The sequence below is a fragment of the Nocardia sp. NPDC058633 genome, assembly GCF_042717045.1.
Taxonomy (GTDB): Bacteria; Actinomycetota; Actinomycetes; order Mycobacteriales; family Mycobacteriaceae; genus Nocardia.
Genome location: NZ_JBHXRA010000014.1, coordinates 1 through 26026, shown reverse-complemented (window position 1 = coordinate 26026; position 26026 = coordinate 1). Strand labels below are relative to the sequence as shown.

Sequence of the window (26026 nt, the reverse complement as noted above, 5' to 3'; positions counted from 1 at the left end):
AAGTGCTTGGTTGTACGATGACGGGTGTGACCGCACCCGACACCGTGAAACGCACCCGCCGCGCCGAACTGCTCGACCTCGCCGCCGGCCTGTTCGCCGAACGTGGCCTGCGGGCCACCACGGTGCGCGATATCGCCGACTCCGCGGGCATTCTCTCGGGCAGCCTCTATCACCACTTCGACTCCAAGGAATCGATGGTCGACGAGATCCTGCGCGGCTTCCTCGACGACCTGTTCGGCCGCTACCGCGAGATCGCGGCCGCTTCCCCGAGTTCACGAGACACCTTGGAGTCGCTGGTCATCGCCTCCTACGAGGCGTTCGACCGGCACCACGCCGCGGTCGCGATCTACCAGGCCGAGGCCAAGAACCTGCGTGACGTAGAACGTTTCGCCTACATCCGTGACTTCAACATCGAGTTCCGCGATCTGTGGCACCGGGTACTCACCGCCGGCGTCGCCGATGGCAGTTTCCGCCCCGAACTCGACGTGGAACTCGCGTTCCGTTTCCTGCGCGACACCGTGTGGGTGGCGGTGCGCTGGTACACCCCCGGTGGTCCGATCACCGTGAAAAACCTTGCCCAGCAATATCTCACCATCGTGCTCGACGGGCTCACCCTGCCCGGGAGCACCACGCACTAGGAGTTCCCCGATGACCGCACCCGCCGAGCGCCGCCCCTACACCCCGTTGCGGGAGGCCTATGTGATCGACGCGGTGCGTACCGCGGTAGGCAAGCGCAACGGCGCGCTGGCCGGCGTGCATCCCGCCGACCTCGGCGCCGCCGCCCTGCGCGGGCTCATCGAGCGCACCGGCATCGACCCGGCTGTCGTCGACGACGTGATCGTCGGCTGTGTCGACAACGTCGGTCCGCAGGCGGGCAATATCGGCCGCACCATGTGGCTGACCGCGGGCTTCCCGGAGGAAGTTCCCGGCGTCACCGTCGACCGGCAGTGCGGGTCGAGCCAGCAGGCGATCAACTTCGGCGCCCAGGCCATCATGAGCGGCACCGCCGAGGTGATCGTCGCGGGCGGCGTGCAGAACATGAGCGCCATCCCGATCTCGGCGGCCATGCTCGCGGGCAAGGAATACGGTTTCGACTCCCCGTTCGTCGGCGCCACCGGCTGGGACTCCCGCTACGGCACCGGCGAGGTCTCGCAGTTCCGCGGCGCCGAGCTGATCGCCGAGAAGTGGGGCATCACCCGCGAGGACATGGAGCAGTGGGCGCTGCGCAGCCACGAACGCGCCCGCGCGGCCATCGCCGATGGCAAGTTCGACGCCGAGATCGTGCCGGTGGGCGACTTCACGGTCGACCAGGGTCCGCGCGAGACCAGCCTCGAGAAGATGGCGACCCTGCAGCCGCTGGGTGAGGGCAGCCCGCTCACCGCCGCCGTCGCCAGCCAGATCTCCGACGGTGCCAGCGCGACACTGCTCGCCTCGGAATGGGCGGTCGCGGAATACGGACTCACCCCGCGCGCCCGGATCCACCATGTGAGTGCGCGCGGCGCCGACCCGATCTTCATGCTCAGCGCGCCGATCCCGGCGACGCAGTGGGCGCTCGAGAAGACCGGGCTGACCATCGACGACATGGACGTCATCGAGATCAACGAGGCCTTCGCCCCGGTGGTGCTGGCCTGGATCAAGGAGATCGGCGCCGACCCGGCGAAGGTGAACGTCAACGGTGGGGCCATCGCGCTCGGCCACCCGCTCGGCGCGACGGGCGCGAAACTGTTCGCCACCCTGCTGCACGAGCTCGAGCGCGTGAACGGCCGCTACGGCCTGCTCACCATCTGTGAGGGTGGCGGCACGGCCAACGTGACCATCATCGAGCGACTCGACGCGGCGGAGTAACCGGCGGCCGCGCGGTACGCGGAGTTCCAGGCTTGCGAGCAATCGATCGGTGATCGAGACTGAACGGTTGCTCATCTCCTGTGTCGCTAGAACACGTTGGCGCAGTGGATAAGCCAGGTGGCGTCGGATCGACGTCACTCGTGGAACAGCGAACAGGAACTCCGAACAATGGGTCACCCACAACAACCCAACCCGTATCAAGGGCACGGTCAGCCGATGCCCGGTCAGCCGTATCCGCAGGGCCAGCCGTACGGTCAGCCGTATCCGCAGGGCCAGCCGCAGTACGGTCAGCCCTACCCGCAGGGTCAGCCGATGCCGGGTCAGCCGTTTCCACAGGGGCAGCCGCAGCACGGCGCCCCGGGTGGTTACGGTCCGCCGCCCCGTCCATCCGGCGGCAACGGCGGCAAGATCGCACTCATCATCGGTGGCGCGGTCGTGCTGATCGTCGTCGCGGTCGGCGCGCTGTTCATGTTCGGCGGTGGCGGTTCGATCGGTGGCGGCGGCTACGACACCCCGCGCGAGGCGGCGCAGGCGTGGGTCGACCAGAAGGGTGAGTTGGAGGATCTGGTGTGTGCCTCCGATCGGGACGAGATCGCGAAGTACAAGAACACGGCCACGCCGACCGGGGCCCCATCGGACACCGGGCTCCCCGCGACGACAACGACCTTGAAGAGCGTGGATGTCGCTTCCGGTGCCGATTCCGGAACCTTCACCACGGCGATGAGCATGACGATTCTCGGCAAGAAGGCAACCTCGACCGCGACGTACAAACTGGTCGAGGAAGGCGGAAGCTGGAAGGTGTGCGGAATTCTCAACCCGGTCATCGAGACGGAGTGAGGTCGCGGGTCGGTCTCCGGACCGACCCGCCTTTCGGTCACCACCGATATGCCACGACCTCCCGGCGATGCAGGGCCCCGGCGTTCCTCGTCAGCGCTTCGAGCTGCGGTTTTCGCTTACGATGGCCTGGTGAAGGTGCTCGGCGCATGCCCGCTCGACTGCCCCGACGCGTGCTCGTGGGTGGTGACCGTCGAGGACGGGGTCGCCACGGGGCTACGGGGGAACAAGGAACACCCGGTCACGCGCGGTGCGCTGTGCGTGAAGGTGAACCGCTATCTGGAGCAGGTCGGTGCGCCGGACCGGCTCCGGTATCCGATGCGCCGGGTCGGGCCGAAGGGGTCCGGGCAGTTCGAGCGGATCAGCTGGGACGAAGCGCTCGACGAGATCGCCACCCGGGTCACCGGCATCATCGACGAATTCGGTGGGGAGGCGATCTGGCCGTTCCACGGCACCGGCAGCCTCGGCTATATCCAAGGGATGGAGGGTCTTCCGGGGCGCCGGATGTTCAACCTGCTCGGTGCGTCGCACCACGCGCCGACCATCTGCTCGGTCGCGGGCGGCGCGGGCCTGCGCTATACCCTCGGCACCTCCGGCGGCATGGATCCCGAGGACTTCGCGAAGTCCAAGCTGATCCTGCTGTGGGGTACCAACCCGCTCACTTCCGGCCACCACCTGTGGAAATTCATCCAGGACAGCGGCGCCTACCTGGTCTCCATCGACCCCATCCGTACCAAGACCGCCGAGCGTTGCGACGAACACCTCGCCCCGCTGCCCGGCACCGATGCTGCGCTGGCTCTCGGGCTGGCGCACGTGGTGGTTTCGCTGGGCGCGCAGGACAGCGAGTACATCGCCGAGTACACCGAGGGCTGGCCCGAATTCCGGAACCGCATCGAGGAATTCACGCCCGAGCGAGTCGCCGCGATCACTGGTTTGCGGGAGGAGCAGATCATCGCGCTCGGTGAGCGGATCGCGAGAACCAGGCCGACTGCCATCCGCGCGTCGCAAGGCATGCAGCGGCATGCGGGCGGCGGCATGGCCCTACGGGTGCTTGGGTGCCTGCCCGGCGTCACCGGCGACTGGGCGATCCCCGGTGGGGGACTGCACTATTCGACGAGTGGGCATTTCCGGGTCGACGCGGCGGCGTTGCTTCGCGATGACCTGCTGGCGCGCCCGGTCCGCACACTGTCGATGACCCGACTCGGCGAAGCGTTGCTCGAGACCGAAGGGCCACCGGTCAAGGCGCTGTTCGTGATCGGGGCGAATCCGGTCGGGTCGAATCCCGATCAGCGTCGCGTGATCGAGGGGCTCTCGCGCGAAGACCTGTTCACCGTGGTCCTCGAGCACTTCGGTACCGACACCGTCGATTACGCCGACATCGTCCTGCCCGCCACGATGCAGCCCGAACACCTCGACGTGCTCGCGGGTTACGGGCACCTCTACCTGATCTGGAACGAGCCTGCGGTCGAGCCTCCCGGCGAATGCCTTTCCACGACAGAGACTTTCCGGCGGCTGTCGCAGCGCCTCGGTCTCACCGAGCCCGCGCTCTACGACTCCGACGAGGAACTGGCCGGACAACTACTCAAAGGCTTCGACCTCGAACGTCTCCGCGCGGACGGATTCCTGAAGGTGCAGGCGGGTCCGGTGCCGGCGGGCAAACTCCAGTTCGTCTCCACCAGGGCGGAATCGGCAGGTCACGACCCCCTGCCGGACTACACACCCCCCGCTGACGCCGGCGACGGTCTGGTACTGATCTCCGCCGCTTCGCACTACTTCCTGAACAGCACCTTCGGCTCCAACCCCGAGTTACGCCGTCGCGCAGGTGGATCCAGCATCACCCTGCACCCCGATGACGCGGCCGCGCGGGCCATCGCCGATGGCGCCGCCGTGGTCGTGTCCAATGCCCGCGGCTCTTTCGAGGCAGTCGCCGAGGTGTCGGACCGAGTGCGGCCCGGCGTCGCGGGTACCACCAAGGGTCGCTGGGCCAAGTTCACCGGCGGCGCCACCGTGAATGCCACGATCGCCGAACGTGATTCGGACTACGGCGGCGGCGCGGTCTTTCACGACAACCGCGTCGAGGTCGCGCTGCGATGAGGTATCGCCGCCGCGTGTGGACCACAGCAGAAGCGCCGGACCTGGGCGCGCCCGGTGGGCGTCGCACCTGATCCGGCGCTCTGTCACCCGGCGAACTCGACGGACGCTCCAGGCCGTCGAGTCGGGGGGTTCGATCGGTCAGTGAGTTTCGGCGGCGGGCTCGCTGGTCAACGCGCCGATCGCGGCGATCCGGGCGACCGCGTCGGCAACGATCTGGTCGATCAACTCGGCCACGGTCGGCAGGCTGTCGATGATGCCGGTGACCTGGCCCGCGGGCAGCACGCCTGCGTCCGTGCGACCCTCCACGAGACCGGCCTTGGTCAGCATCGCCGAATTCGCGGCCATCACGACCTGAGACCAGCTGAGGTCCTTGGTCTTTCGCATCGCCAGGCCGTCGCGGGCGAGGGTCGACCACTTCATGCCGGTCATCGACTTGAACTTGGCCGCGTTCGACACCGCCGCCGAAAGACCGCGCCAGCCACCGGAGTGCTCGAGCTTGGTCACCAGTTCGGTGTTGAGCATCCGGTGCGGCATGCCGTCGACCTTCACCGACACCACGGTGTCCTGCAGGCCGCGAGCCAGGTACTCCTGCTTCACGGCCTCGGGGACGGTGCTCTCCTGGGTGAGCAGGAAACGGGTGCCCATCGCGACGCCCGCCGCACCGTAGGACAGCGCGGCGGCGAGACCGCGACCGTCGAAGAATCCACCCGCCGCGATCACGGGGATGTCGACGGCGTCGAGGACCGAGGGCAGCAGCAGCGTGGTGGCGACCGGACCGGTGTGCCCACCACCCTCACCGCCCTGCACGATCACCGCGTCGGCGCCCCACGAGGCCACCTTCACCGCGTGCTTGGCCGCACCGATCGACGGAACAACCACGACACCGGCATCTTTGAGCCGGGCGATGAGTTCCTTCTTCGGCGCCAGCGCGAACGACGCGACCCGCACCTGCTCGCGGATGAGCAGTTCGATGCGCTCGCCGGCGTCGGTGGCGTCGGCGCGGATGTTCACGCCGAAGGGCTTGTCGGTGAGCGACTTGGTCTTGGCGACCGCCGCTTCCAGCTCCTCGAAAGTCATCGTCGCCGAGGCCAGAATGCCCAGTCCGCCCGCGTTGGCGGTGGCCGCGACCAGGCGCGGCCCGGCGACCCAGCCCATGCCGGTCTGCACGATGGGATGTTCGATCCCCACCAGCTCGGTCAGGGGGGTGCGCAGCCGCCCGCTCATGCCGCTACTTCCTTGTCGCGGAACCCCTTGGGGTCGAGCACGGTTCGGATGATCCGCAGCTCTTCCTCGGTGGGCAACCTGGTCTCGCCCGCCGCGCCCAGCTCGGCGATCTCGAACGAGGTGTTCTCGGCGACCTCGTCCGCGCTCACGCCGGGGTGCAGCGACAGTGCGCGCAGGGTGTGGTCGGGGCCGTTGAAGTCGAACACGCCCAGGTTGGACACCACGCGGTGCAGGTGATGGAAGCGGTAGGCCGGGTTCTCGGGATCGATCCTGTCGTAACCGATTCCGGAGATGATGTCGACCTTCTCGACGAACACCCGGTTGTTGTGCCTCGGCACGAAGTAGCTGGTCGCGTGGTTGATGGTGTTGCCGGGCGCGCCACGCACACCGAACATCTGCCGCGACGGCTGCTGGAGCGGGCCGAAGGCCGACAGGTTCTGGTTGCCGAACCGGTCGAGCTGATTGGCGCCCATCACCACGTGCCGACGGCCGGAGGCGACCACATCGAACACCCGCGAGAACGGAATCCAGCCCTCGACCGGAGCTTTCGCGCCGATCGCGGGCACCTCGGCGAAGAACAGCGCCTCACCGTCGGACAGCAGCAGATCGGGCTCGAAGGTGAGCCGGGCCAGCCGCGCGCCGATGGTGGTGATCGTCGACATCGGACTCGCCATGATCTCGCCCGCCCCGCGGAAGATCTCCGCCGCCGCGACGACACAGACCTCGGCACGGGTGATCGACCCGGCGTGCACTGCGGAACTCATAGCTTCGACTCCTCGGCGAAAGTGGCGACGGCGGACTGGTATTCGTCCTCGGAGACATCGAGGTAGCGAGCCTTGAACTCGGCCCACGACTCCGGCGTCTTCGCGGCGGCCACATAGTGCTTCTGAAACTTCTCGTCGCGCCCGTAGCCGCCCGCGAAGGTGAAGTGCGCGCCGCCCGGCGACTCGACCACGCCGTCGACCAGCATGCGGTTGAGGATGATCGCTTGCTGCGGAACGGCTTTCACCAGTTCCTCGGTCTCGACGATGCGATCCACCGAGACGTAGCGACGTTGCGCTGCCAGGCAGTACAGATCGTCGAAGTACGGATCGACGCCCGTGTAGGCCGCGTTGCCGTGCTTGTCGGCCAGGTCCAGGTGCACGAACGAGGCGTCGAGATTCAGTGCCGGCATCGCGATCAGAGTTTCGACGCGACCGTCGGCGGCGGGATACGGCGACGGGACGGTTTTCAGCTCGCCCTCCCAGAAGTCGAGCACCGCCGATCCGAGTCCGGCTCGAATCGGCAGGAACGGCAGTCGCGCCGCGGCCGCTTGCAGCCCGCACTTCACCATGCCCTCGTCCATCTCGCGCACGGTGATCGCGCCCTCGGTGCGTGCCTTGGCGAACCACGGGTCGTAGAACGGCGCCGAATCCAGCGACACGAATCCGTAGTACGCCTTGCGGACCTTGCCCGCCGAGCACAGCAGGCCCAGGTCGGGGCCGCCGTAGGTGACCACGGTCAGGTCGGTGACATCGGAGCGCAGCAGCGCGCGCACCAACGCCATCGGCTTGCGGCGTGAACCCCAGCCGCCGATCCCGATGGTCATGCCGCTGCGCAGCTCGCCGACCACCTCGTCGAGGGTCATTCTCTTGTCGCGCATGGCGCTCAGCTCTCCTTCTTCTGCGCGGCGAGATCGTCGTCGAAGCGCGCCCTGATCTCGTCGGCGACCCCGGCGAGGTTGAGCTCCATCGTGAAGCCCTGTTCGTAGCGGTAGGAGCGGTGCACGTCCTGCACGTCGATACCGTTGAGCGCTCGCTTGGCGGCCCGGATCACGCGGCCGTCCTTGTTCGCGATGTTCTTGGCCACGTCCATCGCGGCGGCGTCGAGTTCGGCTCTCGGCACGACCTTGTACACCGAACCGAAGTGGTGCAGCTGCTGGGCGGTGAGCTTGCCCGCGGTGTAGAACATGGTGCGCATCAGGTGCTGGGGGACCAGCCGGGCCAGATGCGTGGCGGCGCCGAGCGCGCCACGGTCCACTTCGGGCAGGCCGAAGGTGGCGTCGTCGGAGGCGACGATCACATCGGAGTTGCCGACCAGGCCGATGCCGCCGCCGAGGCAGAAGCCGTTCACCGCGGTGACCACGGGTACCTCGCAGTCGTAGACCGCGGCGAAGGCCTCGAAGCAGCCGTGGTTGGCGCGGATCAGCGCGGTATGGCCGACGTCGGCGTTCATCTCCTTGATGTCGACGCCCGCGTTGAATCCGCGGCCTTCCGCGCGCAGCACGACCACCCGGGTCCGCTGGTCACGGCCCGCGGCCCGGACGGCCTCGGCCAGCGCGAACCAGCCGTCCGAGGGCAGGGCGTTGACCGGCGGATAGTCGACAGTGACGACCTCTACGCCGTCGGCTTCGGTGTGACGGTTTATCCCCATCGCGATGTCTCCTCGTGCACGCCTCGGCGAACCCGAGACAAAGCAAGCAATTGCTTGGTAGGTTAACACGGTGGCTGTAGAAATCGACCTTTCCGAGCAGATCGTTCTGGTGACAGGCGGTGTGCGCGGCGTCGGCGCCGGGATCAGCCGGGCCTTCCTCGCCGCGGGCGCGACGGTGCTCACCTGCGCGCGCAGACCGGCCGACGAACCGATCACGGTCGGGGGTCGCGGCACCGAACATCTCACCTGCGATGTGCGTGACGTCGACGCGGTCTCGGCCATGTACGCCGAGATCCTCGCCAGGCACGGCCGGATCGACCACGTGGTGAACAACGCCGGTGGTGCGCCGTTCGCGATGGCCGACGCCGCGAGTCCCAAATTTCACGCCAAGATCGTGGAGCTGAACCTGCTCGCGCCCCTGCTGATCTCCCAGCAGGGAAACGCGCTGATGCAGAAGCAGGACACCGGCGGCTCGATCGTGATGATCACCAGCGTCAGCGGTCATCGGCCCTCGCCCGGCACCGCCGCCTACGGTGCCGCCAAGGCGGGCCTGGACAACCTGGTCTCCTCGCTGGCCGTCGAGTGGGCCCCGAAAGTTCGCCTCAACTCCGTCGTGGTCGGCCCGGTGGAAACCGAACTCAGCCACCTGCACTACGGCGACGCCGACGGAGTAGCCGCCGTAGCGAAAACCGTTCCACTCGGCCGCCTAGCCAACCCCGCCGACGTCGGCAACGCCGCCCTCTTCCTGGCCTCACCCCTGGCCGCCCACATCACCGGCGCCGCCCTGCTGGTCCACGGCGGCGGCGAACGCCCCGCCTTCCTGGACGCCGCCAACGCGACCCACTAGCCCACCCTCACGACACCGTCTCCGCCAAGAACGCCAGTCGCCACCACGGACACCAGTCGCCGATACGACACACACAACACGACAACAGTCGCCAAGATCAGCAGTCGCCACCACAAATAACCAGTCGCCGAAGTGAACATCAGTCCAGACCCCGTCTCGCGACTGACCTTCCCCACCCGCCGCAACTAACGCCACCCACCCCACCTAGCCACCACGATTTTCGGCCGCCTCGCATCCGAAGGGCGAGACGGACCGCCGAAGGCGCAGTATCGCCCTTCGGATGTGAGGCCCCCCGGGCCGAAAATCCCGCGGCGCCAGCCGCAAATAAACACAGGAGTGCAGCATGGATGACCAGCCAATTTGTGCAGGCCGGACCGTAATCGTCACCGGCGCGGGCCGCGGAATCGGTCGCGCCCACGCCCTCGCCTTCGCCGCGGCGGGCGCTCGCGTAGTGGTCAACGATGTCGGCACCGCACTCGACGGTGCGGCGACCACGGAAACCCCCGCACAGCAGGTAGTCGACGAGATCGTCGCCGCCGGTGGCGAGGCTGTCGCCAACTACGACGACGTCGCCGACTGGGAGGGCGCGCGCAGGCTCGTTCGCCAGGCCGTCGATACCTTCGGCGGGCTGGACGTACTGGTCAACAACGCCGGCTTCGTGCGCGACCGCATGCTGGTCAACCTCGGCGAAGACGAGTGGGATGCCGTGGTGCGCGTGCATCTCAAGGGTCATTTCGCCACGATGCGCCATGCGGCCGAGTATTGGCGGGCGGAGTCGAAGGCGGGTCGTCCGGTGGACGCGAGGGTGATCAACACCAGCTCCGGTGCGGGTCTGCAGGGCAGTGTCGGTCAAGGCAACTACGGCGCGGCCAAGGCGGGTATCGCGGGTCTCACACTGACCGCGTCGGCCGAGTTCGGCCGCTACGGCGTGACCGTGAACGCGATCGCGCCCGCCGCCCGCACCCGGATGACCGAGACGGTCTTCGCCGACACCATGGCCGCCCCCGACGCGGGCTTCGACGCGATGGCTCCGGAGAACATCTCGCCGTTGGTCGTGTGGCTGGGCAGCGCCGAATCCGCCGGGGTGACCGGCCGGATGTTCGAGGTGGAGGGCGGAAAGGTCGCGCTGGCGCAGGGCTGGCTCCATGGCACTCCGGTCGATCGTGGCGCCCGCTGGAGCCCCGCCGAGCTGGGTCCGGTCGTCAAAGAGCTGATCGAGAAGAGTACTCCGCCGGAGCCGGTGTACGGCGCATAGCAAACTTTGCGGTGTGCGGTCGGGGAAAAGTCCCCGGCCTGCACTTATGGCATGTCACGCACGTTCAGTGGGCTGGACGACTCTTGTGCTCCGCTGCGGGCCTCGAGGGGTGGGTTTACTATGGGCTACTGTTCGTCGATCCCGGAATGTGTCGCGACCGGGGGTAATTCTGCGCTGAAAAACTAAAGGGGATGATCTAGCGCATGGCCATTGGTCGCATGTTGCGCGTATTTGCCGCTGCGAGTGTGCTGGCCGGTTGTGCGCTCTTAGGCCCCGCGGTCGCCATGGCCGCGCCGGAGAAGCCGCCCACACCTGCCGCGCAGGCACCCGGTAGCGGGAGCAGCGGGCAGGGCAACGGTAGTGGCGGGGACAAGGGTGGTCAGAGCACTCCCACCCCCGCACCCGGTGAGCTGAGCCTGCCCGGTCAAGGTAATGGCCAAGGCCAGAACCAGGGCAACGGCGGCGGCGGTCAGGCCCCTGCGCCCGCCGAGCCGGGTTCCCCGCAGTCCGGTGCCCCGGTCTCCGACGAAGGTGAATGGACGCCCCTCACCATTCCCGGACAGTCGCGCGACGACATCCCCAAGAAAGACGTAGCGGGCCCGCTCTCCGGTTCGGCTGCCGTCGGCTCCGCCGCGGCAGGCGCGGGCTCGGCAGCGGCAGGCGCGGTCCTCGGCACCGGTTCAGCAGGTCTCGGCGTTCTCCTCGGCACCGGTTCGGCGGGTCTCGGCGTGGTCCTCGGCACGGGCTCCGCGGGCGCGGCAGCCGTTCTCGGCACCGGTTCGGCGGGCGCCGCCGCGGTGCTCGGCACTGGTTCGGCGGCTGCCGCGGCGGTCCTCGGTACCGGCTCGGCCGTCGTCGGCTCAGCAGCCGCCGGCACCGGTTCGGCCGCGCTCGGCGCGGGGTCCGCGGTGCTCGGAACAGGTTCCGCCGCAGTCGGTTCCGCCGCTGCCGGATCGGCGGCGGTAGGTTCGGCGGGCGCGGGATCGGCCGCGGTCGGTTCCGCCGCGGTGGGTTCGGCGGCCGTCGGATCGGCTTCGCCGCTGCTGTTACTCCTGATCCCGATCCCCTCGGCCCCGGCCGCGCCCGCGCTTCCGTCGATCGCGCTCCCGCCGTCGCCGGCCGCGCCGTCGACCCCGGCACTGCCGAATGTGGTTGTGGCAGCTCCTGTTCCGGCGGCGGCCCCGCCCGCGGCCGAGGCTCCGGCCCCACCGGCCGCCGCGGCCGCACCGGTGCCTGCGGCCAAGCCGAACCACGAGGTGACGCCGACCAGTGACAACAGCGGCCTGCCCGAGCCCGAACTCCTGTCGGTGATCGGCGGCCTGATCGCGCTCACGCTGGCCGGAACCGGCTCGGGCGCAGTGAGTTTCCAAGGTGCCGCGGCAGCCCAAGCGCGGGTGAACGCGGCGCGTGCCGAGTTCTTCGGACCGAGGTCGTGAGGGGATCTTCGATGACCAAGAGCAAGACCCAGAGCACCTCCCGGTCCTATCGCCGCGTCGCCGCCGCTGTCGACGCGGTGTGCGCGGTGGCCGCGGACTCCGACGCCACCAGCCTCGACGAGGTGGTGCACGCCATCTCGTTGGAGCGGCAACGCGAAATCGAGATCACCAGCGCCAACCTCGGCCCCGGCGTGTGCGGTCAGCGCCGGTTCTACCCCGAGCGCGACATCATCGTGCTCGCCGACTCCCTGCCGAGTCGCGATCACACCCTCGCGCACGAACTCGGCCACATCGTCTTCGACCACGAGGGCGCCCCCGCGGTGGAGACGACCCTCGAGGTCAGCGACGACCTGATCGCCTACATGCTCAGCCAGCGCGCCCACGCGCAGATCGTCGACGACGGCGGAGACGACCTCGCCGAATGGGAAGCCGAGACCTTCGCGGCCATGCTCATGACCCGACTGCGCGTATTCAGCAACCGGGGCGCAGGCGTCTCGGTCCTTCGATTCGATGAGGCACTCGGATGACACTCTGGTTGACAGCCCTGCTGGTCTGGGTTGCCGCGGGTGCGCGAGTGGGTCGCGTGCTGGTGAAGCCCGCGACGACCGCCCGCGTGGCCATCGTCGTGGCGGTCGCCGCCGTGGCGCTCGCGGTCACCGTCGCGATTCCCGAGATGGCGGTGGCCATCGACAACGTGATGAAGGGCGGCGTGCACAGCGGCTGGCTGTCCACCGGCATCGTCATCTCCGCCTGGATCCTGTTCACCGCGGCCACCTCGGTGGTCGCCTCGGCCGCGTGGCCGGTGGTCTCGCGGCGCAACCTGCGCCAGGTCGCGATGGTCGTGTACGGCATCGGCGCGGTGGCGATCGCGATCACCCTGGCGTGGTCGTTCACCTTCGGGTGGGTCATGGTCGCGCTCGGCGCGGTGTTCATCGTGACCACCGGTCTGCGCAACCTGGACTGGACCATCCTCGGCCGCGGCATCGCGATCTACATCACGGGCACCGCCCTGGTCGCGGTGCTCGCCGTCGCCAATGTGGGCCGCGCCCTCCAGCACGCCGAACCGACACCGCCCGGTGAGCCGCTGTGGGGATGGGCCGCGTGGGAGATCGCCGCGTTGCTGATCGCGCTCGGTGCCGTGTCGATCGTGATCGAGCTGTGGTGGCGAGCCAAGACGCTGCTGCGCCGGATCCGCCCGCTGCACCAGCTGATGGTCGGCCGGTTCCCCGAGGTGGTCGCGCCCGAGCAGAATGCCACCTCGGCCCAACTCAAGGCATCCGATCACATGGCGCAGGTGATGGACGCGCTCTATCTGCTCTCGGGCAGCGGCATCGTCATCCCGGCGGCCGGTGAGCCGCCGACCTCGGTGCCGCAGCGGGCCGCGGTGGTGGCCGAGTGGGCGCGAAATCCCTTGGGAGAGTTGTTCGTCGATGCGCGCTGGATCGCACCGCCGCCCGGAATGAGTCCCCGTGGTTGGGTGCTCACGCTCGCGAAAGAGTACGAGAGCGCGGTGGCGGCCGCGAAGGCGACACCGCAGAACGCCACCTCGTCGAGCTGACCGGCGGACCACAGAAAACGGGCCTGAGCTGGTGGGTTACACCGTCTCAGGCCCGTTGTCTGCGTATCCGATGTTCTACGGCCGCACCCAGGACACCATCAGGTGCGTCAGGCCGGCCGCTGTGTGGATCCTATTCTGTTCCGTCCGGAGGGATTTCGGGCAAGCCTTCGCTGGCCCGCAACTTCTCCGCCATGGAGGTGAGTAGATTCTGTGATTCTTCGGACAGATCGAATGCCCTACTCGACAGTCGACGAAGTCCGTAACCCTGCAGCTGCGCGAGCAGCTCCAGGTCGTGATCGATCTTGGCCGCGTAGATATCGTTGAAGAAGTAGTCAGGCTTGACCTTGAAGAACTTCGCCAGGGCGGCCACCGTCTCATCGGACGGATTTGTACGTTGTCCCGACCGCAACTGCGAGAGATACGGCTTCGAGATCGGATGCCCGGAGGCAGTCAGTGCAGCCGCAACCTCTGCGTTGGTGTGCGGCTTGCGCCCCGGGGGATGCACGGTTTCGAACAGCTTGTTCAGCCGCGCCGCGAAATCAGCCATTGTGAGCCGCCCAATTCCCTTCACTGTACTAACAGTCGTTATCTCGGATACGTATCATTGATATTAGCGGCTCAGTAACTGAAAACCTACGCCTGATTCAGGATTTCTCTGCGATTTCCGACGCTCACCTGCGTGCAGGGGCGGCGGCGGTCGCGTTTGCGGGTTACGCCAACGACTCTTGTGGAGCGGGAGGGTGTCCGGGTTCGTGCCCGTCGCGGGGTTCTTTCCTCGGCAAGGCATGATAGCCCAAAGATAGCTGACATCTCATCATCCCCCTGGCCCCCGTGACTTTGTGGCGTACGACACGTTCCGGGCGCCCTGGGATGAATGTTCAACCTGGGCGCCCGGTTTCGATGATGCCCAGTCTACAGGCGTTCGATGATCGTCCCGGTCGCGAGTGCGCCGCCGGCGCACATCAGCACCATGGCAGTGCCCTGACCTGTGCGTTCGAGCTCATGCAACGCTGTTGTGATCAAACGGGAGCCGGTGGAGCCGACAGGATGCCCGATTGCGATCGCGCCGCCGTTGACATTTACCCGTTGCATGTCAGGTTGATGTACGGCAGCCCAAGAAAGTGCAACCGACGCGAATGCTTCGTTGATCTCGAATAGATCGATATCGCCAATCGTCATTCCGGAGCGCTCGAGAAGTCGGGTGCACGCCTGCACCGGACCGTCGAGATGGAACTCCGGTTCGGCGCCGACGAGCACCTGGGTGCGGATCCGGGCGCGTGGGCGCAAACCCTGTCGGCGCGCGACGGTTTCGTCCATCAGCAGCACCGCGGCGGCGCCGTCGGAGATCTGCGACGAGGTACCGGCGGTATGGATGCCGTCGGCCATGACCGGTTTCAGCGCTGCGAGGCCTTCGCGGGTGGTCGCGCGCAGTCCCTGATCGCGCACGACTTCCACCTTCTCGCCGGTGGCCACGCCCTCGCTGTCGAGTACCGGCGCCGAGACCGCAAGCACCTCGCGGTCGTAGCGGCCCTCGGCCCACGCGGCGGCTGCCAATTGCTGTGAGCGCAGGCCGAATTCGTCGATGTCGGCCCGGGTGATCCCGCGCCTGCGGGCGATGCGCTCGGCGGCGCCGAACTGATCGGGCAGATCGATCGACCACGAGGCGGGCCGTCGCGTGCCCGCCTCGGTGCCGACGTTGGCGCCGAGCGGCACCCGGCTCATCGCCTCGACGCCACACGCGATGCCCACGTCGATCGCGCCGGTGGCGATGAGGCCCGCGACGAGATGGTTGGCCTGCTGGGCCGAACCGCACTGGGCGTCGATCGTGGTGGCGCCGGTCTGCCAGGGCAGGCCCGCGTGCAGCCAGGCGACCCGGGTGACGTTGTTGGACTGCTCGCCCGCCTGGGTGACGCAGCCGCCGATCACCTGCTCGACCTCGGCGGGGTCCAAGCCTGCCCGGTCGAGTAGTCCACGCTGGGCCAGGCCGAGCAGTTCGGCGGCATGCAGGCCCGCAAGCTGCCCTCGTCGTTTGCCGATCGGGGTACGCACGGCCTCGACGATCACGGGTGTGCCCATCTGAATCTCCCTCATAACTGCAACAGGTTCTGATCTTGTCTTCAGGGTAAAACCGCGAGGTTCTTCCGTCGCGGCAACCCCTGTGCTTGAATGATTGTAGAACGTGTTTCAGTTTGTCGAAGGAGACATCTGGTGGTAGATCCGAGCACCGAACACGCCGGCCCTGTGACGGGTGCCCGGCCGAACCTGCCGGACGGGTTCGACGTTACCGACCCGGCCATCTACGCCGAGCGGATTCCGGCCGAGGAGTTCGCCGAGCTGCGTCGTACGGCCCCGATCTGGTGGAACGAGCAGTCGCCCGAGGTCGGCGGTTTCCACGACGACGGCTTCTGGGTGGTGAGCAAGCACGCCGATGTCAAAGAGGTCTCGCGGCGCAGCGATGTGTTCTCGACCTACGAGAACACCGCGATCCCGCGCTTCAGCGACGACATCCAGCGCGAGCAGATCGAACTGCAGCGCTTCGTTCTGCTGAACAAGGACGCCCCCGAGCACACCAAGCTGCGCAAGCTGATCGCCAAGGGTTTCACCCCGCGCGCGATCAACGGCCTGCGTGCCGAACTCTCGGCCCGCGCCGAAGGCATTGTGAAGCGAGCCCTCGAGTCCGGCAGCGGTGACTTCGTCACCCAGGTGGCGTGTGAGCTGCCGCTGCAGGCGATCGCCGAACTGATCGGTGTGCCGCAGGAGGACCGGATGAAGGTCTTCGACTGGTCCAACGACATGACCAGCTACGACGATCCGGACAGCACGGCCGATCCGGTCGCCGCGTCGATGGAGATCCTCGGCTACGCCTATCAGATGGCCGAGGCCAGGAAGGCCTGTCCTGCCGACGATCTGGTGACCACGTTGATCGAGGCCGATGTCGACGGCGAGCACCTCACGCCGGAGGAGTTCGGCTTCTTCGTGATCGTCTTGGCCGTCGCGGGCAACGAGACGACCCGCAACGCCATCACCCACGGCATGATCGCCTTCATGGAGAACCCCGACCAGTGGGAGTTGTTCAAGAAGGAGCGCCCGGCCACCGCGGCGGACGAGATCATCCGCTGGGCCACCCCGGTCACCTCCTTCCAGCGCACCGCGCTCGAGGACACCGAGCTGGGCGGGGTACAGATCAAGAAGGGCCAGCGCCTGGTCATGCTGTACCGCTCGGCAAACTTCGACGAAGAGGTTTTCGAGAACCCGGAGAAGTTCGACATCACCCGCGCCGACAACCAACACCTGGCCTTCGGCGGCACCGGTGCTCACTTCTGCGTCGGCGCGAACCTGGCTCGGCTCGAGGTGGATCTGATCTTCAACGCGATTGCTGATCATCTGCCCGATATCACGCAGATCGGCGATCCGAAACGTCTGCGTTCAGGGTGGCTCAATGGGATCAAGGAGCTGCCGGTCGATTACAAGCCCGCCGGCTGCCCCGTCGCGCACTAGTCACCGACAGCGACAAACGGCCCGGGACCGAAAGGTCCCGGGCCGTTCTCGCGTCTACTGCTTCACCTATACCGAGCGGGTGGTCGCGACCGCGCGGTCGACCTCCCAGAAGGCACGCAGTGCTGCGATCTTTCCGTCGGCATCGACCTTGTAGGTGAACACGCCCTCGGCATCGATGACGTGGCCCGCGATGGTTGTGCGGATCAGGCCGGTGAAGGCGATCTCGTTGCCGCAGGCGAAGGAATCCTCGAAGCGGAATTCGATGGATTCGGTCATCGCGATGGCCTTGTCCCAGAAGGCGCCGATGGCCTCGTGTCCGCGGTGGCCCACGCCCTCGGGATCGAAACCCGAAGGACCGACCGGGTCTTCGACGATGCCGTCCTCGGCGAACAGGGCGACCCAGGCGGCGCGGTCCTTGGCCCGCACCGCGGCCTGCGACGCCAGGCCGGCGGCGCGCGCGGAGTTCTCGACTGCGGTGTCGGTCATGGCGTTCCCTTCGCGATGATGGGGTCGGCGATGTATTTCTCGGCGAAGCGGCGCAGGGAGTCCTGCTTGGCGGCGAGTTCGCCGTCGAAGCCGATGCCGTCGGAGAGCCAGGGCACCACGATGGTGTCGGTGACGCCCGCGTCGGCGAGATCCTGGTAGCCGTCACGGCCGTAGCGGTCGATGCACACCGCTTGGATCTCGAAAGGTTCTGCTGCCCGGCCGTATTCGGCGCGCAGGTCGCGCAGGGTGGCGATGGTGGTTTCCAGTTGCTCGAACTTCATCATCGCCGAGGTCCAACCGTCACCGATGCGGGCGGCGCGGCGAAGCGCGGGCGCGGTGTGGCCGCCGATGTAGAACGGCACCCGCTCGCTGGGCGCTGGACTCATCTGCAACTCGTCGAAATCGAAGAACTCGCCGTGGAAATCGACCATGCCTCCGTCGAGGACCAGCTTGATGATCTCGATCATCTCATCGACCCTGGCGCCACGGCGAGCGTAGGGCACCCCACACCACTCGAATTCCTCAGGAGCCCAGCCGATTCCCACGCCGAAGCCGAAACGGTTACCCGACATGTTGGCGATCGAGCCGACCTGGCGGGCCAGCAGCAGCGGATTGCGGGAGCCGAGCTTGAGGACATTGGTGTAGAACCGCAGCTTCGTGGTCACCGCGGCCATCGTGGCGGCGGCGATCAACGGATCGACCCAGGGGGTTTCCGGGCCCCAGAATCGGCTGCCGTCGGGGGTGTACGGGTAGTCGGCGGCCTGCGACTTCATGTAGAACAGCGAGTCGGGCAGGCCGATGGAGGTGAACCCGCATTCTTCGGCCGTCTTGGCCAGCTCGGTCAGCTGGTCGAGCGGACTCAGCGCGATACCGAGGGTGAATTTCATGCCGGACGCTCGCTTCCCACGACCCACATCGAAAAGTACTGGGAGCCACCGCCGTACGCGTGACCGAGGGCCTTGCGCGCATTCGGCACCTGGTAGTCGCCCGCGCGGCCCATCACCTGCTTGGCCGCTTCGGCGAACCGGATCAGGCCGGAGGCGCCGATCGGGTTGGACGAGAGAACGCCGCCCGACGGGTTCACCGGGATGCGTCCGCCGATCTCCGTCTCACCCTTGTCGGTGAGTTTCCAGCCGTCGCCCTCGGCCGCGAAGCCGAGGTTCTCCAGCCACATGGGCTCGAACCAGGAGAACGGCACGTAGATCTCGGCGACGTCGATCTCCTCGAGCGGATCGGTGATCCCGGCCGCCTGCCACAGGGCAGCGGCCGCGTCCCGGCCCGCCTGCGGATTCACCTGGTCGCGACCGGAGAAGGTGGTCGGCTCGGTGCGCATCGCGGTGCCGTGTACCCAGGCCACCTTCTTGCCTTCGGCTTCGACCGCCGCCGCTGCCTCGGCATCGCCGATCACCACGGCGCACGCGCCGTCCGACGACGGGCAGGTCTCGTCGAAACGAATGGGGTCCCAGAGCATTTGGGATGCCAGCACCGATTCGAGGGTGATGTCGGGCTGATGCAGGTGCGCGAGCGGGTTCTTCGCGCCGTTGCGCCGATCCTTCACCGCCACCATCGCGCCGATGTGCAGTGGCGCGTTCGAGCGACGGATGTAGGAGCGCACGTGCGGCGCGAAGTAGCCGCCCGCACCCGCGCCGACCGGCATGGTGAAGGGGACCGGAATCGACAACGCCCACATGGCATTCGACTCCGACTGCTTCTCCCAGGCGATGGCGAGCACGCGCTTGTGTACCCCGCCCTGCACCAGGTTGGCGGCGACCACGCCGGTCGAGCCGCCGACCGAGCCCGCGGTGTGCACGCGGATCAACGGCTTGCCCGCCGCGCCGAGCGCCTCGGCCATGTACAGCTCGGGCATCATGACGCCCTCGAAGAAATCGGGGGCCTTGCCGACGACGACGGCGTCGATGTCGGCGATGGTCAGACCCGCGTCATCGAGTGCGCGATCGATGGCCTCGCGACACATGCCCGCCATGGACACGTCTGTACGTTTTGTCACGTGATGAGTTTGACCGGTGCCGAGCACCGCGGCGGGGAAGCTCACTTGACCTCCATGACGGCGACCAGATTCTGTTGCAGCGCAGGGCCGCTGGTCGCATGAGCGAGAGTCCGGTTCGCGGTGCCGGACATGATGGCTTGGGCGGCGCAGCCGATGCGTTCCAGGCCCGCCGCGAACATCGGGTTGGCGGCTAGCGCGCCGCCGGACGGGTTGATGCGCGTGTCCGCCGACAGCCCGATCGCTTCCGCGAGGATCAACTGCTGGTGGCTGAACGGTGCGTGCAGTTCGGCGACGTCGAAGGCGGTGTTGCCGCCGGTCGCCGCCGCGGCGGCCTTGGTGGTGGAGGGAGAGCGGGTCAGATCGCGGCCACCGAATGCCTGGGCGTCGATGTTGTGCGCCATTCCGGTGATCCAGGCGGGCCGTTCGCAGAGCTCGCGCGCGCGGTCGCCGACCGCGAGCACGATCGCGGCGGCACCGTCGGTGATCGGTGCGATGTCGTGGGCGCGCAGCGGGTCGGCCACATAGGGTGCGCCGAGGTCACCGCCGGTGACCGCCGCCATGTCCTGCTCGGTCCACCGGCCCGAATCCAGCCCGGCACGCGCCTGCAAACCCGCCACCGAGACCGCGTCGGGCCACAGCGGCGCGACCAGGTAGGGGTCGAGCTGCATGGTCAGCACCTGGCGCAGCGTGCCGGCCGACGACTTGCCGAAGCCGTACACGAGCGCGGTCTGCGCCTGTCCGGAACGCAGCTTCACCCACGCTTCGTAGAGGGCCCATGCGGCGTCCATCTCCACGTGCGACTCGTTGATCGGTGGGACCGCGCCGATCGCGTCGATCGCCGAAATGAACGAGAACGCGCGTCCGGCCAGGAAGTCCGACGAGCCCGAGCACCAGAAGTCGATATCGGACTTGGTGATGCCGAGTTCGGCGTAGAGCTGCTGGAAGCACGGCACGAGCATCTCGACACCGTTGGTGGTGCCGTGGGTTTCGGGTACGTGTGGTGCGTGGGCGAAGCCCACCACCGCGATCTCGGGCAGGCTCGCGTCGCTGCCGGAGGATGCTGATGTGGTCAACGTCGCCTCTCTAGAGGTGGTGCTGGTAGGACTCGTAGGGAGCGTCGGGCTCCCCGGTGGGCCGGAAGTGGTCGATATTGGCGAGCGTGTGGCCCCATTCCTCGCGGGGTTTCCACACCGCCTCGACCTGCATGCCCATGCGCACCTCGCTCGCCTCGCAGCCGAGGATCAGGTGCAGGACCGGGATGTCGGCCCCGTCGAGCAGCACGTAGGCGGCCACGTACGGCGGCTTGATCCGCTGACCGAGGAACGGCACGTTGACGATGCAGAAGGTGGTCACCGTGCCCTTGTCGGGCAGCTCGACCAGGTCGTCGGTGGGCGTGCCATCGGTCGGGTTGGCGCCGCGCGGCGGGAAGTACACCCGCCCGCCCGCTTCGGAGCGGCCGCCGATGAGCTTGCCTTCGGCGAGTCCGCGCAGGTAGACGCTCTCCTGGGGGGAGGCGGTGTGCTTGTAGTCGAGATCGACGGGCGTGGTCAGGATGGTGATCGGTGCTTGTTCGGAATAGTCGGCGGGGCTGGTGCTTTCGCCGGGTTCGAAACAGGTGATGTCCTGGATGCGGCCGCTGCGCTCCTCGGCCCAGCGGGCACTGACCCGCATTCCCGTGCTGACCTGGCCGGGGTCGGCCACGTCGAGGGCGTGCAACATGGCTGTGTCGGCGCCGTCGAGCTGGATCAGCGCCCATGCGAACGGCCGGTCGAACGGCTGGCCGGGCAGCGGCTCGGACACCCACGTCCAGGACGTGACGGTGCCGGTCGCCGCGACCTCGACCAGGTCGGCCAGCGCCGCGCAGGTGTGCGGATCGTATTCGGGCGGTGGCACGAGTATTCGGCCGTCGCTGCCGCGCGCGCCGAGTATCCGGCGTTCGCGCAGTCCGGTCAGAAAAGCGCCGATGATGGGTCCGACGGACCTGGTGTAGTCGAACTGCACCCTGAGGGGTGCACTCAATACTTCCACTGCGGTATTCCCCTGGGTCACGATATCGAGTAGAACAGGTTCTTATTCTGCTCGCAAGGATTCGCCGAAAGGGCGCCGATCATGAAATTCGGATTGCAACTCGGATACTGGGGCGCACAGCCCCCCGCCAACGCGGGCGAGCTGGTGATCGCGGCGGAGGAAACGGGCTTCGACGCGGTGTTCGCGGCCGAGTCGTGGGGCTCGGATGCCTTCACGCCACTGGCCTGGTGGGGCTCGTCCACGTCGCGGGTACGGCTGGGCACCTCGGTCGCGCAGATGTCGGCGCGCACGCCCGCCGCCGCGGCGATGCACGCGCTCACGCTGGACCACCTCAGCGGCGGCCGGGCCATCCTCGGCCTCGGCGTCTCCGGTCCGCAGGTGGTGGAGGGCTGGTACGGCCAGCCCTTCGCGCAGCCGCTGCGACGCACGCGCGAGTACGTCGACATCGTGCGCAAGGTGCTCGCGCGTGACGCCCCGGTGACCTCGGACGGCAAGCACTACGGCCTGCCGTACGAGGGCCCCGGCGCGACCGGCCTCGGTAAACCGCTCAAGCCGATCGTGCATCCGCTGCGCGCTGATCTGCCGATCTGGCTGGGTGCGGAAGGGCCGAAGAATGTCGCGCAGACCGCGGAGATCGCCGACGGCTGGCTCGCGATCTACTACGCGCCTCGACTGGCGGGCATGTACAACGAGTGGCTCGACGAGGGGTTCGCGCGGGCGGGCGCTCGCCGCTCGCGCGCGGATTTCGAGATCGCCGCGAGCGCGCAGGTGGTGATCACCGACGATCCAGCGGGCGAGATCGAGCGGATGCGCTGGGTGAGCGCGCTCTACATCGGCGGCATGGGTGCGCCCGAGCTGAACTTCCACGCTCAGGTGTACAAGCGGATGGGTTACGGCGCCGAGGTCGACGAGATCTCCGCGCTGTTCCAGGCGGGCCGCAAGGCCGAGGCCGCGGCGGCGGTGCCCGACGAGCTGATCACCGACACCGCGATCTTCGGCGACGAGGCCCATGTGCGCTCCCGGCTGAAGGAATGGGAGGACGCGGGCGTGACGATGATGCTGATCTCGGTGTCGGATGCCGAACAAATGCGTCGGCTCCAACCCCTTGTCACCATGTAGAACACGTTCTAAATTCGAGGGGTGAGCCAGCAGACAACGGAAGTCCTCGGACTGTGGAATATCGCCGCGGCCGATCCCGAGCGGATCGCCGTCGTCGACCCGGACGGCAGGGAGATCACCTATCGAGAATTGGCGACTCTGGCCAACCGATACGCCAACGGACTACGCGGCATCGGATTGCGTACCGGCGACGTCGTGGTCAGCATGCTGCACAACGGCGTCGAGGCGATCGCCGCGTACTTCGCCGCCTACCAGGCGGGGCTGTACATCGTCGCGGTGAACTGGCACCTGACCGCGCCGGAGATCGCCTACATCCTCGGCGACAGTGACGCCGCCGCGTTCCTGGCCAGCGAGCGGTTCGCGGCCACCGCCGCCGAGGCCGCCGACCTCGCCGGACTGCCCGAAGACGCCCGGTTCGCGGTCGGCACGGTGCCCGGCTTCCGCCCGGTGTCGTGGCTCGGCGCCGCCGACACCGGCAGGCCCTCGGATCGTTCGGTCGGTGCGCCGATGCTCTACACCTCGGGAACCACGGGGCGGCCCAAGGGCGTTCGTCGCCCGCTGACCGGGGCTGATCCCGATGAGGTCCCCGCGCCGAACAAGGCCTTCTTCAGTCTGTTCGGGCTCGCGCCCTACGACGAACACGTCCACATCTGCGGTTCGCCGCTCTACCACACCGCCGTGCTGAACTTCTCCACCATCTCGATCCAGTTGGGCCACAAGCTCGTTCTGATGGATCGTTGGGACGCCCAGGACATGCTGGCGCTGATCGAGCGGCACAAGGTGACGCACAGCCACATGGTGCCCACCCAGTTCCATCGCCTGCTCGCCCTGCCCGACGACGTGCGCGCCCGCTACGACGTGTCCTCGCTGCGCAGCATGGTGCACGGCGCGGCGCCGTGCCCGCCGCAGACCAAACGGCAGATGCTCGAATGGTGGGGCCCGGTGGTCACCGAGTACTACGCGGCCACCGAGGGCGGCGGCACCGTGATCAGCGGGGCCGAGTGGCTGGTCAAGCCCGGATCGGTGGGCAAGGCCTGGCCCTGGTCGGTGATCAAGGTGCTCGACGAGACCGACGGCACCGAGCTGCCCGCGGGCAAAGAGGGCCTGGTCTACATGCGGATGGGCGCGTCGAGCTTCGAATACCACCACGCCAAGGAGAAGACCGAGGAGTCGCGCGTCGGTGATCTGTTCACCGTCGGCGACATCGGCTATCTCGACGAAGACGGCTATCTGTTCCTGTGCGACCGGCGCTCGGACCTGATCCTGTCCGGTGGGGTGAACATCTACCCGGCCGAGATCGAGGGTGTGCTGATGAGCCATCCGAAGGTGGCCGATGTGGCGGTGCTCGGTGTGCCCGACCCGGATTGGGGTCAGCAGGTGAAGGCGTTCGTGCAGCCCGTCGAGGGCACCGAAGGCAGCGACGAACTCACCGCCGAACTCCTGGAATTCGCCGCCGGTCAGCTCGCGAAGTACAAGCTGCCCCGCACGGTGGAATACCGTGCGGAGCTGCCCCGCGACCCCAACGGCAAGCTGTACAAGCGTCGCCTGCTGTGAAAACCGTTCCCGCTCAGACGGCTTCGCGCCACTCCGGCGCGAGCCCGAAGAGCGGGAACAGGCGCTGGGTGTCGAGGAAGAAGTTGAGGCCGGCGATGGTGTCGCCCTCGAGCTCGAGCACCGTGATCGACCACGGCACCCAGACGCCGGGCTCCTCGCTCGGCTTGTAATGGCCGAAGGCCGGCGATCCGTTGGCGCCGACGAGCGGCACCATGCGCGAATCGCGGCACGCGCTGCCCGTGCTGAGCATGAACGCGGCCACGTTCTCCGGGCCCGAGATCCAGAGATCGAACGGCGGCATCGACAGCGCCACATCGGCTTTGAGCAGTGTGGTGAGCGTGTCCATGTCGTAGGCCTCGAACGCCTTCACGAAATCGTCGATCAGCTTGCGCTGATCGGGATCGGACTCGTCGAAACTGTCGGCCACAGTGGGCTGCACCTTCGACATGGTGGCCCTGGCCCGCTGCAGCGCGCTGTTCACCGACGCCGGCGACATCATCAGCGCCTCGGCGGTCTCACCCGCGGAGAAACGCAGCACCTCGCGCATGATCAGGATCGCCCGTTGAGTGGCGGGCAGGTGCTGGCAGGCCGCGACGAAGGCAAGGCGCAGTGTGTCTTTGGTGGAGGCGTGGTCGGCCGGATCGGCGCCGAAGGCCAGCGCGTTCGGGATCGGCTCGATCCACACATAATCGGGCTGCGGCATGGGCAACGGTGAATCCGGGCGACCCGGCCCGTTGAGATCCATCGGTCTGGCTCGGCTCTGTGGACGGTCGAGCATGTCCAGACAGATATTGGTGGCGATCTTGTACAGCCACGAGCGCAGGCTGGCGCGTCCCTCGAAGGAATCGTAGGAGCGCCAGGCCCGGGTGAAGGTTTCCTGCACCGCGTCCTCGGCCTCGAACGAGGAGCCGAGCATGCGGTAGGCATACGCGCACAACTCGCGCCGGTGCGTCTCGAACTCGGCGAGTACGGCGGGGTCGGGCCCGGTGGTCGCGGTTGTGGCGTCGCTCATAGTTTCACGATGCCACAGGGGTCCGACAGCCGACAGAGGCGAAAACGGACTATCCCGATTCCGAGAACTTGTGCGCACGTGCGATGAATCCGCGTCGACCGTCGCGTCTACATGAACGAGACCGCAACGACGCCCCCGAAAGGCTGATCCCATGAGCACCAAGATGATCTTCATCAACCTGCCCGTCGCCGACCTCGACCGTTCCAAGACCTTCTACGAGGCACTCGGCTGGAAGGTGAACGATGATTTCACCGATCAGAACGCGGCCTGCATCGTCGTCGACGACAACATCTGCCTGATGCTGCTGACCAAGGACTTCTTCACCATGTTCAGCAAGCGTCCGATCGCTGATACCGGTGCGGCCATCGGTGCTGCTTACGCGTTGTCACTTGGCAGTGCGGCGGAGGTTGATTCGCTGACCGACGCGGCTGTGGCGGCGGGTGCCACTGAAGAGGTGAACGACGACAAGAAGGCTCAGGAGGCTCAGGTCGGGATGCACGGCCGGACGTTCATTGATCCGGATGGCCACCAGTGGGAGCCGTTCTTCATGGATTACCCGGGGGCGTAGGGGGATTTGGGGGCCGGATCGGGTTTGTCTGGCAGAGGCCCGGGGTTTGAGTGGTCCCGGTTCGAGTTTGTCTGGCAGAGGCTCGGGATCTGGGGCCCGGTTGGGGTTTGTCTGGCAGGGGGCCGGGGTTTGAGTGGTCCCAGGTGGTTTGACGCTGTGTTTATTGGAGCGCTGGCGCGCTCGAGCGCGGCCCCTGGGCCGGACGACCACCGCCCGAAGACCCCCGGGGCGGACTCGGTGATCTACGA

At 67.5% G+C, this 26026-nt stretch carries 25 protein-coding genes; 13 read left to right on the top strand and 12 right to left on the bottom strand.

Annotated features, from left to right (window positions below):
- The first annotated feature begins 17 nt into the window (after positions 1–17).
- The 4 genes from ACFWUR_RS19420 to ACFWUR_RS19405 all read left to right on the top strand — a co-directional run bounded on the left by ACFWUR_RS19420 (position 18) and on the right by ACFWUR_RS19405 (position 4773).
- Complete coding sequence (locus tag ACFWUR_RS19420) at positions 18–638, top strand: TetR/AcrR family transcriptional regulator (RefSeq protein WP_378908580.1); 621 nt, start codon at positions 18–20, stop codon at positions 636–638.
- 46 nt (positions 639–684) lie between these two features.
- Positions 685–1845, top strand: a complete 1161-nt coding sequence (locus tag ACFWUR_RS19415) for an acetyl-CoA C-acetyltransferase (RefSeq protein WP_378908775.1) — start codon at positions 685–687, stop codon at positions 1843–1845.
- A gap of 216 nt (positions 1846–2061) precedes the next feature.
- Positions 2062–2682 (top strand): hypothetical protein, encoded by a 621-nt coding sequence (locus ACFWUR_RS19410; RefSeq protein WP_378908579.1) that lies wholly within the window; start codon positions 2062–2064, stop codon positions 2680–2682.
- Positions 2683–2811: 129 nt separating this feature from the next.
- Positions 2812–4773, top strand: a complete 1962-nt coding sequence (locus ACFWUR_RS19405; RefSeq protein ID WP_378908577.1) for a molybdopterin-dependent oxidoreductase — start codon at positions 2812–2814, stop codon at positions 4771–4773.
- Positions 4774–4911: 138 nt separating this feature from the next.
- Here ACFWUR_RS19405 and ACFWUR_RS19400 read toward each other — a convergent pair whose 3' ends face one another.
- Genes ACFWUR_RS19400 through ACFWUR_RS19385 form a run of 4 tightly spaced genes read right to left on the bottom strand, consistent with a single transcriptional unit; the run spans position 4912 to position 8409 of the window.
- Positions 4912–5997 carry an NAD(P)H-dependent flavin oxidoreductase gene (locus ACFWUR_RS19400; protein WP_378908575.1) on the bottom strand — a complete coding sequence of 362 codons (1086 nt, stop codon included), beginning with the start codon at positions 5995–5997 and terminating at the stop codon, positions 4912–4914.
- Positions 5994–6761: a CoA-transferase subunit beta gene (locus ACFWUR_RS19395; protein WP_378908574.1), complete on the bottom strand. Its 768-nt coding sequence runs from the start codon at positions 6759–6761 to the stop codon at positions 5994–5996. Before ACFWUR_RS19395 ends, ACFWUR_RS19400 begins: the two co-directional genes overlap by 4 nt.
- Complete coding sequence (locus ACFWUR_RS19390) at positions 6758–7648, bottom strand: CoA transferase subunit A (protein ID WP_378908773.1); 891 nt, start codon at positions 7646–7648, stop codon at positions 6758–6760. The genes ACFWUR_RS19395 and ACFWUR_RS19390 overlap by 4 nt, the downstream gene beginning before the upstream one ends.
- Positions 7645–8409 carry an enoyl-CoA hydratase family protein gene (locus tag ACFWUR_RS19385; RefSeq protein WP_378908573.1) on the bottom strand — a complete coding sequence of 255 codons (765 nt, stop codon included), beginning with the start codon at positions 8407–8409 and terminating at the stop codon, positions 7645–7647. The genes ACFWUR_RS19390 and ACFWUR_RS19385 overlap by 4 nt, the downstream gene beginning before the upstream one ends.
- A gap of 70 nt (positions 8410–8479) precedes the next feature.
- On the opposite strand from ACFWUR_RS19385, the gene ACFWUR_RS19380 reads away from it, so the two are divergent.
- The 5 genes from ACFWUR_RS19380 to ACFWUR_RS19360 all read left to right on the top strand — a co-directional run bounded on the left by ACFWUR_RS19380 (position 8480) and on the right by ACFWUR_RS19360 (position 13505).
- Positions 8480–9256: an SDR family oxidoreductase gene (locus ACFWUR_RS19380; protein ID WP_378908571.1), complete on the top strand. Its 777-nt coding sequence runs from the start codon at positions 8480–8482 to the stop codon at positions 9254–9256.
- Between the two features lie 343 nt (positions 9257–9599).
- Positions 9600–10511: an SDR family oxidoreductase gene (locus tag ACFWUR_RS19375; RefSeq protein WP_378908569.1), complete on the top strand. Its 912-nt coding sequence runs from the start codon at positions 9600–9602 to the stop codon at positions 10509–10511.
- Between the two features lie 203 nt (positions 10512–10714).
- Positions 10715–11947 (top strand): hypothetical protein, encoded by a 1233-nt coding sequence (locus tag ACFWUR_RS19370; protein ID WP_378908568.1) that lies wholly within the window; start codon positions 10715–10717, stop codon positions 11945–11947.
- Positions 11948–11958: 11 nt separating this feature from the next.
- Positions 11959–12474 carry an ImmA/IrrE family metallo-endopeptidase gene (locus ACFWUR_RS19365; RefSeq protein ID WP_378908567.1) on the top strand — a complete coding sequence of 172 codons (516 nt, stop codon included), beginning with the start codon at positions 11959–11961 and terminating at the stop codon, positions 12472–12474.
- Entirely contained in the window at positions 12471–13505 is a 1035-nt protein-coding gene (locus tag ACFWUR_RS19360) for a hypothetical protein (RefSeq protein WP_378908566.1), read from the top strand. The genes ACFWUR_RS19365 and ACFWUR_RS19360 overlap by 4 nt, the downstream gene beginning before the upstream one ends.
- A gap of 130 nt (positions 13506–13635) precedes the next feature.
- Here ACFWUR_RS19360 and ACFWUR_RS19355 read toward each other — a convergent pair whose 3' ends face one another.
- Both ACFWUR_RS19355 and ACFWUR_RS19350 read right to left on the bottom strand, forming a co-directional pair.
- The gene (locus tag ACFWUR_RS19355; RefSeq protein ID WP_019044759.1) at positions 13636–14052 is read right to left on the bottom strand and encodes a helix-turn-helix domain-containing protein; all 417 of its coding nucleotides are present in this window, start codon (positions 14050–14052) and stop codon (positions 13636–13638) included.
- A gap of 365 nt (positions 14053–14417) precedes the next feature.
- A complete protein-coding gene (locus tag ACFWUR_RS19350; protein ID WP_378908564.1) occupies positions 14418–15581 on the bottom strand; it encodes a steroid 3-ketoacyl-CoA thiolase in 1164 nt (387 codons plus the stop codon).
- A gap of 132 nt (positions 15582–15713) precedes the next feature.
- On the opposite strand from ACFWUR_RS19350, the gene ACFWUR_RS19345 reads away from it, so the two are divergent.
- On the top strand, positions 15714–17003 hold the full coding sequence (locus ACFWUR_RS19345; RefSeq protein WP_378908563.1) for a cytochrome P450: 1290 nt from the start codon (positions 15714–15716) through the stop codon (positions 17001–17003).
- Positions 17004–17069: 66 nt separating this feature from the next.
- On the opposite strand, the gene ACFWUR_RS19340 is transcribed toward ACFWUR_RS19345, so the two are convergent.
- From ACFWUR_RS19340 to ACFWUR_RS19320, 5 genes are read right to left on the bottom strand one after another with little or no spacing between them, the layout of a single operon-like run.
- Positions 17070–17489, bottom strand: coding sequence for a nuclear transport factor 2 family protein (locus ACFWUR_RS19340; RefSeq protein ID WP_378908562.1), 420 nt, complete (start codon positions 17487–17489; stop codon positions 17070–17072).
- Entirely contained in the window at positions 17486–18376 is an 891-nt protein-coding gene (locus tag ACFWUR_RS19335; protein WP_378908560.1) for a TIGR03619 family F420-dependent LLM class oxidoreductase, read from the bottom strand. The genes ACFWUR_RS19340 and ACFWUR_RS19335 overlap by 4 nt, the downstream gene beginning before the upstream one ends.
- On the bottom strand, positions 18373–19542 hold the full coding sequence (locus ACFWUR_RS19330) for a thiolase domain-containing protein (protein WP_378908559.1): 1170 nt from the start codon (positions 19540–19542) through the stop codon (positions 18373–18375). Before ACFWUR_RS19330 ends, ACFWUR_RS19335 begins: the two co-directional genes overlap by 4 nt.
- Positions 19539–20534 (bottom strand): thiolase domain-containing protein, encoded by a 996-nt coding sequence (locus tag ACFWUR_RS19325; protein ID WP_378908772.1) that lies wholly within the window; start codon positions 20532–20534, stop codon positions 19539–19541. Before ACFWUR_RS19325 ends, ACFWUR_RS19330 begins: the two co-directional genes overlap by 4 nt.
- 46 nt (positions 20535–20580) lie before the next feature.
- Entirely contained in the window at positions 20581–21546 is a 966-nt protein-coding gene (locus tag ACFWUR_RS19320) for a Zn-ribbon domain-containing OB-fold protein (RefSeq protein ID WP_378908557.1), read from the bottom strand.
- A gap of 60 nt (positions 21547–21606) precedes the next feature.
- On the opposite strand from ACFWUR_RS19320, the gene ACFWUR_RS19315 reads away from it, so the two are divergent.
- Together ACFWUR_RS19315 and ACFWUR_RS19310 are read left to right on the top strand one after the other, a co-directional pair.
- Positions 21607–22644 carry an LLM class F420-dependent oxidoreductase gene (locus ACFWUR_RS19315; RefSeq protein ID WP_378908556.1) on the top strand — a complete coding sequence of 346 codons (1038 nt, stop codon included), beginning with the start codon at positions 21607–21609 and terminating at the stop codon, positions 22642–22644.
- Positions 22645–22665: 21 nt separating this feature from the next.
- On the top strand, positions 22666–24198 hold the full coding sequence (locus ACFWUR_RS19310) for an acyl-CoA synthetase (RefSeq protein WP_378908555.1): 1533 nt from the start codon (positions 22666–22668) through the stop codon (positions 24196–24198).
- A 13-nt stretch (positions 24199–24211) separates the two neighbouring features.
- Here the strand turns inward: ACFWUR_RS19310 and ACFWUR_RS19305 are convergent, their stop codons facing one another.
- Positions 24212–25210: a sigma-70 family RNA polymerase sigma factor gene (locus ACFWUR_RS19305; protein ID WP_378908553.1), complete on the bottom strand. Its 999-nt coding sequence runs from the start codon at positions 25208–25210 to the stop codon at positions 24212–24214.
- A 151-nt stretch (positions 25211–25361) separates the two neighbouring features.
- Here ACFWUR_RS19305 and ACFWUR_RS19300 point away from each other — a divergent pair, with 151 nt between their 5' ends.
- Positions 25362–25778 (top strand): VOC family protein, encoded by a 417-nt coding sequence (locus tag ACFWUR_RS19300; RefSeq protein WP_378908552.1) that lies wholly within the window; start codon positions 25362–25364, stop codon positions 25776–25778.
- Positions 25779–26026 lie beyond the last annotated feature (248 nt).

Bases quoted from the DNA above. Each gene is read 5' to 3' on its own strand.
- ACFWUR_RS19385 (WP_378908573.1), bottom strand. From the start codon at position 8,409: ATGGGGATAAACCGTCACACCGAAGCCGACGGCGTAGAGGTCGTCACT.
- ACFWUR_RS19365 (WP_378908567.1), top strand. From the start codon at position 11,959: ATGACCAAGAGCAAGACCCAGAGCACCTCCCGGTCCTATCGCCGCGTC.
- ACFWUR_RS19305 (WP_378908553.1), bottom strand. From the start codon at position 25,210: ATGAGCGACGCCACAACCGCGACCACCGGGCCCGACCCCGCCGTACTC.
- ACFWUR_RS19360 (WP_378908566.1), top strand. From the start codon at position 12,471: ATGACACTCTGGTTGACAGCCCTGCTGGTCTGGGTTGCCGCGGGTGCG.
- ACFWUR_RS19420 (WP_378908580.1), top strand. From the start codon at position 18: ATGACGGGTGTGACCGCACCCGACACCGTGAAACGCACCCGCCGCGCC.
- ACFWUR_RS19375 (WP_378908569.1), top strand. From the start codon at position 9,600: ATGGATGACCAGCCAATTTGTGCAGGCCGGACCGTAATCGTCACCGGC.
- ACFWUR_RS19395 (WP_378908574.1), bottom strand. From the start codon at position 6,761: ATGAGTTCCGCAGTGCACGCCGGGTCGATCACCCGTGCCGAGGTCTGT.
- ACFWUR_RS19350 (WP_378908564.1), bottom strand. From the start codon at position 15,581: ATGGGCACACCCGTGATCGTCGAGGCCGTGCGTACCCCGATCGGCAAA.
- ACFWUR_RS19340 (WP_378908562.1), bottom strand. From the start codon at position 17,489: ATGACCGACACCGCAGTCGAGAACTCCGCGCGCGCCGCCGGCCTGGCG.
- ACFWUR_RS19315 (WP_378908556.1), top strand. From the start codon at position 21,607: ATGAAATTCGGATTGCAACTCGGATACTGGGGCGCACAGCCCCCCGCC.
- ACFWUR_RS19370 (WP_378908568.1), top strand. From the start codon at position 10,715: ATGGCCATTGGTCGCATGTTGCGCGTATTTGCCGCTGCGAGTGTGCTG.
- ACFWUR_RS19300 (WP_378908552.1), top strand. From the start codon at position 25,362: ATGAGCACCAAGATGATCTTCATCAACCTGCCCGTCGCCGACCTCGAC.
- ACFWUR_RS19355 (WP_019044759.1), bottom strand. From the start codon at position 14,052: ATGGCTGATTTCGCGGCGCGGCTGAACAAGCTGTTCGAAACCGTGCAT.
- ACFWUR_RS19410 (WP_378908579.1), top strand. From the start codon at position 2,062: ATGCCCGGTCAGCCGTATCCGCAGGGCCAGCCGTACGGTCAGCCGTAT.
- ACFWUR_RS19400 (WP_378908575.1), bottom strand. From the start codon at position 5,997: ATGAGCGGGCGGCTGCGCACCCCCCTGACCGAGCTGGTGGGGATCGAA.
- ACFWUR_RS19335 (WP_378908560.1), bottom strand. From the start codon at position 18,376: ATGAAATTCACCCTCGGTATCGCGCTGAGTCCGCTCGACCAGCTGACC.